The 11559-nt window shown below is 66.0% G+C and carries 6 protein-coding genes; 1 reads left to right on the top strand and 5 read right to left on the bottom strand.

Annotated features, from left to right (window positions below; translation table 11 throughout):
* Window positions 1-7: 7 nt before the first annotated feature.
* On the bottom strand, window positions 8-946 hold the full coding sequence (locus KHY18_RS04780) for a Bug family tripartite tricarboxylate transporter substrate binding protein (RefSeq protein ID WP_249728923.1): 939 nt from the start codon (window positions 944-946) through the stop codon (window positions 8-10).
* A 185-nt stretch (window positions 947-1131) separates the two neighbouring features.
* Between KHY18_RS04780 and KHY18_RS04775 the strand changes: the two genes are divergently transcribed.
* Window positions 1132-2031 (top strand): LysR substrate-binding domain-containing protein, encoded by a 900-nt coding sequence (locus KHY18_RS04775; RefSeq protein WP_213294893.1) that lies wholly within the window; start codon window positions 1132-1134, stop codon window positions 2029-2031.
* A 4-nt stretch (window positions 2032-2035) separates the two neighbouring features.
* On the opposite strand, the gene KHY18_RS04770 is transcribed toward KHY18_RS04775, so the two are convergent.
* The 4 genes from KHY18_RS04770 to KHY18_RS04755 all read right to left on the bottom strand — a co-directional run bounded on the left by KHY18_RS04770 (window position 2036) and on the right by KHY18_RS04755 (window position 11516).
* Window positions 2036-2362, bottom strand: coding sequence for a hypothetical protein (locus KHY18_RS04770; RefSeq protein ID WP_213294890.1), 327 nt, complete (start codon window positions 2360-2362; stop codon window positions 2036-2038).
* A complete protein-coding gene (gene uvrA, locus KHY18_RS04765) occupies window positions 2362-8352 on the bottom strand; it encodes an excinuclease ABC subunit UvrA (RefSeq protein ID WP_213294887.1) in 5991 nt (1996 codons plus the stop codon). The genes KHY18_RS04770 and uvrA overlap by 1 nt, the downstream gene beginning before the upstream one ends.
* Window positions 8353-8561: 209 nt before the next feature.
* Window positions 8562-9575, bottom strand: a complete 1014-nt coding sequence (locus tag KHY18_RS04760; protein ID WP_213294884.1) for a porin — start codon at window positions 9573-9575, stop codon at window positions 8562-8564.
* A gap of 255 nt (window positions 9576-9830) precedes the next feature.
* Window positions 9831-11516, bottom strand: coding sequence for an MFS transporter (locus KHY18_RS04755; protein ID WP_213294882.1), 1686 nt, complete (start codon window positions 11514-11516; stop codon window positions 9831-9833).
* Between the last annotated feature and the right edge of the window lie 43 nt (window positions 11517-11559).

Raw genomic sequence — 11559 nt, 5'->3', positions numbered from 1 at the left:
CCAGGCCTCAGTCGGCCGAGACCTTGCCTTCAAGGATTACGCGGTCCCAGCGGACTTTTTCCTGGGCGACGAAACGCTGGGCTTCGGGCAGGCTGTTGGCCACGGCCGTCATGCCCTGGTCTTCAAGGCCCTTGCGGAACTCGGGCGTGTTGATCACCTTGCGCACATCGGCGCTGATCTTCTCCACAATGGCCTGCGGCACCTTGGCCGACACCGCGACCGTGGTCCAGGACGTGGCTTCGAAGCCCTGGATGCCGGCTTCGGTCGCCGTGGGCACGTCGGGCAGCGCGGCCAGGCGCTGCTTGCCGGTCACGGCCAGCGCCTTCATCTTGCCGCCGCGAATGTGGCCCAGCACCGTGGGCGGATTCTCGAACATCAGCTGGATCTGGTTGCCCAGCAGGTCGTTGAGCGCGGCCGAACTGCCGCGATAAGGCACATGCACGATGGGCGCGCCCGACTGCAGCTTGTAGAGCTCGCCCATCATGTGAACCGACGAGCCCACGCCGGCCGAGCCGAAGTTGACCGTTCCCGGTGCCTTCTTGGCCAGCGCCGTGAGCTGCTGCAGGTCCTTGACCGGCAGCCCCGGCGCGGCCACGACCACATGCGGCATTTCGGCAAGCACCGTGACCACGCGCAGATCGGTCGCGGGGTTGTACGACAGCTTCTTGTAGATGCCATAGGCCGCGTGCAGGCCGATGGAGCCGACCATCAGCGTGTAGCCGTCTGCGGGCTGATCGGCCACATAGCGGCCGCCGAGGTGACCGCCCGCGCCGGGCTTGTTCTCGACCACGACGGTCTGGTCCCAGAGGCGGCTGAGCTTGTCGGCCAGCATGCGCGCCTGCACATCGGAGCTGCCGCCCGCGGTGAACGGCACGATGATGCGCACCTGGCGCGACGGGTTGGGAAAGACGGCATCGCTGGACCAGGCGCTGGCCGAGCAGGCCATGAGGGTGGCGGCCAGGGCGGTCAGTCCGAAATGGCGGCGGGCGATTTGTGTCATGTGAATGCCTCTTGAAAATGCAGCCGCTGTGCGCGGCCTTGTCTGGTGTGAATCCAGTGTAGGCAGCACAGTCCACACCACAAAATGCATTTTTCGGCGCCACCTATACAGGATTGGTATACCCTAGCCCCATGCCCCGCCCTCTGAGTTTTCGCGAAATCGAAGCCTTCCGCGCCGTGATGCAGGCCGGTACCACCACGGCCGCCGCGCAGCTGCTGCACACCACCCAGCCCTCGGTCAGCCGCCTGCTCGCTCAGATGCAGGCCGGCGCGGGACTCAAGCTGTTCGACATGCACAAGGGCCGGCTGCGGCCCACGCCCGAAGCGCTCGATCTGTTCGCCACGGTGCAGCAGCATTTCGTCGGCCTGGAGCGCATAGAGCGCGACCTCCAAGGCCTGCGGCTGTCGGGTGCCGGCACGCTGCGCATAGGCTGCACGCCGGCGCTGGGCCTGTCGGTGTTGCCCGCCGTGGTGCATGCGTTCGTGCTGCAGCACCCGAGCACGCCGATCAGCCTGCAGACACTGGGCACGCCGCATCTGCGCGAAGGCCTGCAGCTGGGCCAGTTCGATCTCGTGGTCAGCACCATGGCGATAGACGCGCCCGACCTCAGCGCCAGCGTGCTGCACCGCAGCCACGCGGTCTGCGTGATGCACCCCGACCACCCCTTGGCGCAGCGCGCGCAACTGCATGTGAGCGACCTCGCCGACCAGTTGCTGCTGACGCTCAACGCCGACGACAACATCTTCCTGCAGCTGCAGCAGACCATGCAGCGCCATGGCGTGCAGGCGCGCTCGACCATAGAGACCACTTACTCATCGACCATCTGCTGCCTCGCGGCCGAAGGCACGGGCATAGGCGTGGTCAACCCCTATGTGGCGAGCAAGTTCGCGGCGCAACTGGCGATTCGCCCGCTGCTGCCGCAGTGCGCGGTCGAGATCGCGCTGGCCCTGCCGCTGCACCGCGCGCCTTCGGCCCGTGCCGATGTCTTCGTGCAGCTGCTGCAGCAGCATCTGCAGACCGGCCAGGGCTAGGGCGTCAGGGAATTTCCACCAGATCCGCATCGCAGCCCGCGCCGGCCGCAATCCAGCGCCGAGAAAGGCGCAGCCAGATGCGGCCCCGCCAGCGCTGCCAGCGTCCGGGCGCGGCGGCCAAGGCCTTGGCATCCTCCAGCACACCGCAGCGGTAATGCGCGCCTTCCTCGTCCCAGCGCAGCGCGCTGCAGGCGCCCGTGCGGCGGCGCGAGACCAGCATGCCCATGGGGCAAGGCTCGGCCAGGCAGCACAGGCCGCAGCCATTGCAGGGCGCACCCAGCAATGGCTTGGCCGGCGCCTGCGCATGCCAGTGCACGGCGTATTCGCGCATCAGGCGGGCGCCGTTGCGTCGGGCGCCGTTGCGTCGGGCGCCGCCACGCCGGCCTTGGCCGGTCCGCGCGCCAGCACCGATGCCAGTGCATTGCCGGTGTGCGTGCCCTGCGCCACCAGCGTTTCGGGCGTGCCTGCGGCGACGATGCGGCCGCCGCCATTGCCGCCTTCGGGGCCCAGGTCAATGACCCAGTCGGCTTCGGCGATCACGTCGAGGTCATGCTCGATGACGATCACCGAATGCCCGCCGTCGACCAGCCGGTGCAGCACTTCGATCAGCTTTTCCACGTCGGCCATGTGCAGTCCCACCGTGGGCTCATCGAGCACGTACAGCGTATGCGGCGCCTTGTTGCCGCGGCGCGCGATGTCGTCGCGCACCTTGGTCAGCTCGGTCACCAGCTTGATGCGCTGCGCTTCGCCGCCGCTGAGCGTGGGCGAGGGCTGGCCCAGCGTCAGATAGCCCAGGCCCACGTCCTTGAGCAGCTGCAGCGGGTGGCCTATGGCCGGCATGCTGGCAAAGAAGTCCACCGCTTCGTCGACTTCCATCTGCAGCACATCGCCAATGCTCTTGCCGCGCCAGGTCACGGCCAGCGTCTCTGGGTTGAAACGCGCGCCATGGCAGGTGTCGCAAGGCACTTTGACGTCGGGCAGGAAGCTCATTTCTATGGTGCGCAGGCCCTGGCCTTCGCAGGCCGGGCAGCGGCCTTCGCCGGTGTTGAACGAGAAGCGGCCCGGGCCGTAGCCGCGCGCGCGCGCTTCGAGCGTATCGGCAAACAGCTTGCGTATCGTGTCCCAGAAACCGATATAGGTCGCGGGGCAGGAACGCGGGGTCTTGCCAATGGGGGTCTGGTCGACTTCGAGCACGCGGTCTATGGTTTCGAAGCCGCGCAGGCCCGCGCAGCCGATCAGCGCCGGCGCCTGGCCCGAGTCCATGGCTTCGCGCCCGGCAAAGGTGCTGCGCTGGCCGACCCAGGCCGCGACATTGGTCCAGAGCACGTCGCGCGCCAGCGTCGACTTGCCCGAGCCACTGACGCCCGTGATCGCCACCAGGCGCTTGAGCGGCACATTGGCGTCGACTTTTTGCAGGTTGTGCAGGTCGGCGCCCAGCACCGTGAGCCAGCGCTGCGGGCCGCTGGCCGCACGTTCGCGCGGGGCCTCGGCCAGCGCGGCGTTCGCGGCCGCGCTGTCGGTCACCAGGGCGGCGGCGGCATCGGCGGCCATCTGCTTTTTCGTGCGCTTCTTCGGCGCTTCGACGGCTTCGGCGACATCGGCCTGGGCCACCGGCGGCCAGACCACGGGCCGGCGCGGCTGGAACGGGTGGCGCATGGCGTGCAGCAGATAGCGGCCGGTGACCGAGTCCTCGGCCTGCATCACATCCTCGGGGCTGCCCTGGGCGACCAGACGGCCGCCGCGCTTGCCCGCGCTCGGGCCGATATCGATCACATGGTCGGCGCGGCGAATGGTGTCTTCGTCATGCTCGACCACGACCAGCGTATTGCCCTTGTCGCCGAGCTTGTGCAAGGCGTTCAGCAGGATGTGGTTGTCGCGCGCATGCAGGCCGATGGTCGGCTCGTCGAGCACGTAGCACACGCCCTGCAGGTTGCTGCCCAACTGGGCCGCGAGCCGGATGCGCTGGGCTTCACCGCCGCTGAGCGTGGGCGCGCCACGGTCCAGCGTCAGATAGCCCAGGCCCACTTCTTCAAGGAACTCGAGCCGGCCCAGGATTTCAGGCAACAGGTCGCGCGCGATGCCGGCTTCGCGGCCGGTGAGCGTGAGCTTCTGCGCCCAAATGCGCACGTCGTTGACCGCGAGGCTGGCGATATCGGTGATGCCCACGCCGTGAAAGCGCACGGCGCGCGCCGTGGCGTTGAGGCGCGTGCCCGCGCAGCACGGGCAGGTGACTTCGGCCAGGTCTTCGACTTCCTGGCCTTCGAACTTCACTTCGCGGCCGCGGTTGTCTTCGGCCATCAAGGTGTCGTCATAGACCTGGCGCTGGTCCTTGGTCAGCTTGACGCCCGTGCCCACGCAGTCGGGGCACCAGCCATGCTTGCTGTTGTACGAGAACAGCCGCGGATCGAGTTCGGCATAACTGGTCGCGCAGATGGGACAGGCACGCTGGGTCGAATACGCCTGCAGCGTGCCCACGCCGGCCGTGCTCTGGCCGCCGGCCATGGCCGCGCCCAGGTTATCGATGCCGCTGAGCACATGCAGCACGCCCTTGCCCAGCTCCAGCGCCTGGGTCAGGTGGCGGCGCAGCTCGGCTTCGTTCGCCGGCGAGACTTCGATGCTGGCCACGGGCAGATCGATGCTGTGCTCCTTGAAGCGGTCCAGCCGCGGAAAACCCGTGGTCGGCAGGAACTCGCCGTCGACGCGCAGATGCGTGTAGCCGCGCGGCCGCGCCCAGTCGGCGAGCTCGGTGTAGACGCCCTTGCGGTTGACCACCAGCGGCGCGAGCAGGCCGATATGCTGGCCGCGGAACTGCGTCATCAGCTGTGCGGCGATGCTGTCGGGCGTCTGCGGCTGCACCGCAGCGCCGTCATGGATGCAATGTTGGGTGCCGAGCTTCACATACAGCAGGCGCAGGAAATGCCAGACTTCGGTGGTGGTGCCGACGGTGGACTTGCGCCCGCCGCGCGACAGCCGCTGCTCGATGGCGACCGTGGGCGGAATGCCGTAGACCGCATCGACTTCGGGCCGGCCCGCGGGCTGGACGATGGAGCGGGCATAGGCGTTGAGCGATTCGAGATAGCGGCGCTGGCCTTCGTTGAACAGGATGTCGAACGCCAGCGTCGACTTGCCCGAACCGCTGACGCCCGTGACCACGTTGAACTTGCCGCGCGGAATCTCCACCGACAGCTGCTTGAGATTGTGCTCGCGCGCATTGACGATCTCGATCACGTTCTTCGCGGGCAGCGCGGGCCGGGTGCGGGCCACGCGCGGGTAGAGCATGGGCGCGACTTCGGTGACCAGCTGGCCGCCCACGCCCATCGCCAGGTCATACTCGCGCAGCGCCTGGGCGGTGTGCGATGTCGGGTGCTGGCGCACGTCTTCGGGCGTGCCCTGGGCGACGATGAAGCCGCCGCCTTCGCCGCCTTCGGGGCCCAGGTCGATCAGCCAGTCGCTGGCGCGTATCACGTCGAGGTTGTGCTCGATGACGATCAGCGAGTGGCCGGCTTCGAGCAGTTTGCGCAGCGCGCGCATCAGCTTGGCGATGTCGTCGAAATGCAGGCCCGTGGTGGGCTCGTCGAACAGGAACAGCGTGCCCTTGCGCGCAATCGCCTGGCGCGACTTGGACGCGGTCTTCGCGGCCTCGGCCAGAAAGCCCGCGAGCTTGAGGCGCTGGGCCTCGCCGCCGCTGAGCGTGGGCACGGGCTGGCCCAGCTTCACATATTCGAGCCCCACTTCGACGATGGGCTGCAGCGCGCGCACCACGTCACGGTCCTGGGCGAACAGCACGGCGGCTTCGCTCACCGTGAGTTCCAGCACATCGGCGACGCTCAGGCGGCGTGGCTGCAATTCACCGACCGCATGGCGCTCGATATGCACTTCGAGGATTTCGGGGCGGTAGCGCTGGCCATCGCAGTCGGGGCAGCGCAGGTACACATCGGACAGGAACTGCATCTCGACATGCTCGAAGCCCGAGCCGCCGCAGGTGGGACAGCGGCCGTCGCCGCTGTTGAAGCTGAACTTGGACGCCGTGTAGCCGCGCTGGCGCGCCAGCGGCGCGACCGCGAACAGCTCGCGAATGCTGTCCCAGGCGCCGACATAGCTGGCCGGGTTGGAACGCGCGGTCTTGCCTATGGGCGACTGGTCGACAAACACGACGTCGCTCAAGTGGTCGGCGCCCATCAGGCGGTCGAACGCACCCGCGGAGTCGGTGGGCTTGCCGAAGTGGCGCAGCAGCGCCGGGGCCAGCACGTCCTGGATCAGCGTGGACTTGCCCGAGCCGCTGACGCCCGTGACGGTGACCAGGCGCTGCAGCGGGAAATCGAGATCGAGGTGCTGCAGGTTGTGTTCGCGCGCGCCTTCGAGCACCAGCCGCGGCGTCGAATCAGTGACCATGCGCTTGAAGCCGAAGCCCACCTGCTTGCGCCCGCCCATATAGGCGCCGGTCAGCGTGTCGGCATGGCGCAGGTCTTCGGGCGTGCCGTCGAACACGATCTGCCCGCCGCGCGCGCCCGGGCCAGGCCCCATGTCGATCACGCGGTCGGCGGCGAACATCACGGCCGGGTCATGCTCGACCACGACCAGCGTATTGCCCGCGTCGCGCAGGCGCTGCATGGCTTCGGTGATGCGCTGCATGTCGCGCGGGTGCAGGCCTATGCTGGGCTCGTCGAGCACGAACAAGGTGTTGACCAGCGAGGTGCCCAGCGCCGTCGTCAGGTTGATGCGCTGCACTTCGCCGCCGCTGAGCGTGCGGCTTTGGCGATCGAGCGTCAGATAGCCGATGCCCACATCGGCCAAGTATTTGAGCCGCGTATGGATTTCGGCGTGCAGCATCTTCAGCGCCTGGGCTTCGCCGTCAGACGCCTGGGCCTGTTCGGTGGGCACGAGCGAAGCGAAGAACTGCTGCAGCCGGTTGATCGACAGCCGCATCAGGTCGTGCAGGCACAGGCCGGGCAAGGCCTCGAGCTGGGCACGGCTCCATGCCACGCCTGCGGGCATGAAGCGCTGCGCGGGCGGCAGCACGGCGTCGGCGCCGGCCTTGCCGCCCAGGCGCCACAGCAGGCTTTCGGTCTTGAGGCGCGCGCCCAGGCAGGTCGGGCATTCGGTGTAGCTGCGGTACTTGGACAAGAGCACGCGGATGTGCATCTTGTAGGCCTTGCTTTCGAGGTATTCGAAGAAGCGCTTGATGCCGTACCAGGTCTGGTTCCACTTGCCGTTCCAGTTGGGCGAGCCGTCGAGCACCCAGGCTTTCTGCTCGGCCGTCATCTTGGCCCAGGCGGTGTCGCGCGGAATGCCTTCGGCTTCGGCGTGGCGCAGCAGGTCGTCCTGGATTTCCTTCCATGCGGGCGTCTGGATGGCCTTCACGGCGCCGGTGCGCAGCGTGAGTTTCTCGTTCGGGATCACCAGCCCCCAGTCGACGCCGATCACGCGACCGAAACCGCGGCAGGCCTCGCAGGCGCCGACCGCGGAATTGAACGAGAACAGCGACGGCATGGGCGTGGTGTAGCCCAGTCCGCTTTCGGGGCAGTGCAGGCCCAGCGAGTAGCGCCACAATTCGGGCTCGCCCTCTTCAGGCAGACAGTAGACGGTCATGTGGCCGCTGCCGCGCTTGAGCGCGACTTCGACGGCTTCCATCGCACGCGCGCGCTCGGTGCGGCCCAGACGGAAGCGATCGGCGACCACGTCGAGCATCTTCACGCGCGTGGGCGCGGCCTTCTTTGCCTTGCCCTTGGCCCCTTCAATCACTGGCGCCGCGATTTCGACTTCGCGCTCGGCCTGGACCTTGGTGAAGCCGCTGGCCGACAGCCATTGCTCCACTTCTTCGGCCGATGTATTGGCCGGCAGCTCGACCGCGAATGTGATCGCCAGCCGCGGATCGCCCGCGGCCGCACTGCGCTGCTCCAGCGCCGCATAGATGGACTCCGCGGTGTCATGCCGCACGGGCAGGGCCGTCACCTTGTCATGCAGATGAGCGGCGCGCGCGAACAACAGCTTCAGATGGTCGTTGAGCTCGGTCATCGTGCCGACCGTGGAACGCGAGTTGCGCACCGGGTTGGTCTGGTCGATGGCGATCGCCGGCGGCACGCCTTCGATGCGGTCTACAGCCGGCTTGTCCATGCGGTCGAGAAACTGCCGCGCATAGGCGCTGAACGTCTCGACATAGCGCCGCTGGCCTTCGGCATACAGGGTGTCGAACACCAGGCTCGACTTGCCCGATCCACTCGGACCCGTGACCACCGTCAACTCGCCGGTGCGAATGTCGAGGTCGACGTTCTGGAGATTGTGCTGGCGCGCGCCGCGGATGCGGATCAGTCCCTGGGACATACAGGCAGTCTTTCTGAATGAAGGCGAACCATTCTAGGACTGGACCTGCCGCGTGCGCCGAGCGTGGCAATAATGCCAGTCAATATTACTGTGTATTTATTCAGTAATATTCCGTGTACAGGATGCTGGCGCGCATAAAAAAACCTCCCTGCACCGAAGCGCAGGGAGGTCTAGGCTTTCACGCACTGGCCGCAGCCAGGCTCAGGCCATCAGAAGTTGTGGCGCACGCCCACGGCCAGCGAGCTGAAATCGGTGCCAGGAGTGCCGCCCTGGTAGCTGATGTTCGAGCCGTTGTCGATCTTGGTGTAGTAGCCGTAGACCTTGGTGCGCTTGCTCAGGTTGTAGTTGTAGCCCAGGGTCCACTGGTTGGCAGCCGTGCCCGACAGGTTGGAGCCACCGGCCTTGATCTTTTCGGCACGGCCGTAGTTGGCGTGGAATTCCGAAGCTCCCAGGGTGTACATGCCGGCCAGGCGGTAGGCGTGGCGCTTGGCATCGGCGCTGGTGCCGTTGTAGTTGTCCAGCGTCGTGTACTGGTAGTACGCGCCCAGGGTGAACGCACCCAGAGCGTAGGAACCGCGCAGTGCGACTTGCTGGGCTTCGCCAGAGAAGCCGCCGAACACGCCGGTCACAGCCTTGTTGCTGGTGTAGCCCAGGCCCAGGCCCAGGGGACCGGCGTTGTAGTTGCCCGACAGGTCAAACGCGTTCTTCGCGCCTGGCGCCTTTTCGCTCAGCGAAACCGCGCCTTCAGCGCTGAAACCACCGAACGCGGGCGAGCGGTAGCCGATCTTGTTCACGTCGCGCATCACATACGAATACAGCGCGTCGGCCGAAGTGCCGGTGTCGTGGTTGTGCATGCTGATGTAGTCAGCGGTGGCGTAGTACGAATCGGAGATGAAGTTACCCAGACGCAGGGCACCGAAAGCGCCCGACAGGTTCACTTCGCTCTGGCGACCGAAGAAGGAGGTCGCAGCGACGCCGGTGTCCGAAGCAAAGCCGCTTTCGAGCTGGAAGCCGGCCTTCAGGCCACCGCCCAGGTCTTCCGAACCACGAACGCCCCAACGCGAAGCATTGTTCTCCATGGCGGTGAGTTTGGCGTCGCCGACCTTTTGGCGTTCCACGGTGGTGTTCACACGACCGTAGATGGTGACGCTGCTTTGGGCCATGGCGGCCGAAGTGCCAGCGACGGCCAGAAGGGCCAGCAATGCGCGTTGGGTGTTATTCATGGGAGCTCCTTGATTTGTATGTTTCGACGCGGAGTAGACAGGGCGACGGCGCGACGCAGGCGCCCACTCCAGCTACGATGAAAATTTTAGAGTCACCGCGATGACGAAAGCCATAACGCCGGTGCTTTTGCACCAAATTGATGCTTCCCCACCACACTTTGGCAAAACGGGAGCTGTGTGACCCCGCTTCAAAAAACAATGCGCGGCGACCAGGGCCGCCGCGCATCATTGCGCCGTCATTCAGCGCGCAGGAGATCAGTCGCCCGCGTAGATGTCGATGTCCTTGGTTTCACGCACGAACAGCGTGCCGATGATCGCCGTCATACCGGCGATGATGATCGGGTACCAGAGGCCGCTGTACATGTTGCCGGTCTGCGCCACGATGGCGAACGACATCGTCGGCAGCAGGCCGCCGAACCAGCCATTGCCGATGTGATACGGCAGGCTCATCGAGGTGTAGCGGATGCGCGTCGGGAACAGTTCGACCAGCATGGCGGCGATGGGACCGTAGACCATGGTCACCAGCAGCACCAGATAGGTCAGGATGACGATCATCATCACCTTGTTCATCTTCGCGGGATCAGCCTTGGCGGGATAGCCGTCGGCCTTGAGCACATCGGCCACCGACTTCTTGAACGCCACGTCCTTGGCCTTGGCGTCTTCCGCCGTCAGACCCTTGGCCGAGAAGCTGGGGATCTCGGTCGTGCCGATCTTGATCACCGCAGGCGTGCCAGCAGGCGCGTCGACCGCGTCATAGCTGACCGAAGCCGAGGCCAGCACCTGCTTGGCGACATCGCACGAGCTGGTGAACTTGGCGGTGCCCGTGGGGTTGAACTGGAACGAGCATTCGGCCGGGTCGGCAACGATCACCACCTTGTTCTTCGCCTGGGCGGCGGCCAGATCGGGGTTGGCGGCTTCGGTCAGCGCCTTGAACACCGGGAAGTACGTCAGCACCGCCAGCACGCAGCCGAGCATGATGATCGGCTTGCGGCCGATCTTGTCGGACAGCGTACCGAACACCACGAAGAACGGCGTGGCGATCAGCAGCGAGGCGGCGATCATCAGGTTGGCCGTGATCGCATCCACCTTCAATTGCTGCGTCAGGAAGAACAGCGAATAGAACTGGCCCGTGTACCAGACCACGGCTTGGCCGGCGGTCAGGCCGAACAGCGCCAGCAGCACGATCTTCAGGTTCTTCCACTGACCGAAGGACTCCGCCAGCGGCGCCTTCGAGGTCTTGCCTTCAGCCTTCATTTTCTGGAAGGCCGGCGACTCGGACAGCGTCATGCGAATCCACACCGACACGCCCAGCAGCAGGATGGAGACCAGGAACGGAATGCGCCAGCCCCAGTCGGCAAATGCCGCTTCGCCCACCGACGTGCGCACGCCCAGAATCACCAGCAGCGACATGAACAGGCCCAGCGTTGCCGTGGTCTGGATCCATGAGGTGTAGGCACCGCGACGGCCGTGCGGCGCGTGCTCGGCGACATAGGTCGCGGCACCGCCGTACTCACCGCCCAGCGCCAGGCCCTGCAGCATGCGCAGGATGATCAGGATCACGGGAGCGGCCACGCCGATCGACGCATAGGTGGGCAGGATACCGACGATGAACGTCGACAGGCCCATGATCAGAATCGTCACCAGGAACGTGTATTTGCGCCCGATCATGTCGCCGAGACGGCCGAACACCAGCGCGCCGAACGGTCGCACGATGAAGCCCGCGGCAAATGCCAACAGCGCAAAGATGAAGGCCGAGCCTTCGTCCAGCCCGCTGAAGAACTGCTTGGCGATGATGGCCGCCAGCGAACCGTAGAGGTAGAAGTCATACCACTCGAAAACCGTGCCGAGTGACGACGCAAAAATGACTTTGCGTTCTTCCGGGGTCATGGGGCGTGGTGCCACCCCTTTGACACCCACGCCTGGTGAAGCGTTGATGGCCATGCTTTTGTCTCCTGTTGGTTATTGGTACCGCCGACAGCGGTCA

The organism is Acidovorax sp. CCYZU-2555, from assembly GCF_018413525.1.
Taxonomy (GTDB): domain Bacteria; phylum Pseudomonadota; class Gammaproteobacteria; order Burkholderiales; family Burkholderiaceae_C; genus Comamonas.
This window is presented reverse-complemented; position numbering and strand designations above follow the sequence as displayed.

Coding starts and splice junctions, on each gene's coding strand:
- KHY18_RS04780 (WP_249728923.1), bottom strand. CDS start 946: ATGGCCTGCTCGGCCAGCGCCTGGTCCAGCGATGCCGTCTTTCCCAAC.
- uvrA (WP_213294887.1), bottom strand. CDS start 8,352: ATGTCCCAGGGACTGATCCGCATCCGCGGCGCGCGCCAGCACAATCTC.
- KHY18_RS04755 (WP_213294882.1), bottom strand. CDS start 11,516: ATGGCCATCAACGCTTCACCAGGCGTGGGTGTCAAAGGGGTGGCACCA.
- KHY18_RS04775 (WP_213294893.1), top strand. CDS start 1,132: ATGCCCCGCCCTCTGAGTTTTCGCGAAATCGAAGCCTTCCGCGCCGTG.
- KHY18_RS04760 (WP_213294884.1), bottom strand. CDS start 9,575: ATGAATAACACCCAACGCGCATTGCTGGCCCTTCTGGCCGTCGCTGGC.
- KHY18_RS04770 (WP_213294890.1), bottom strand. CDS start 2,362: ATGCGCGAATACGCCGTGCACTGGCATGCGCAGGCGCCGGCCAAGCCA.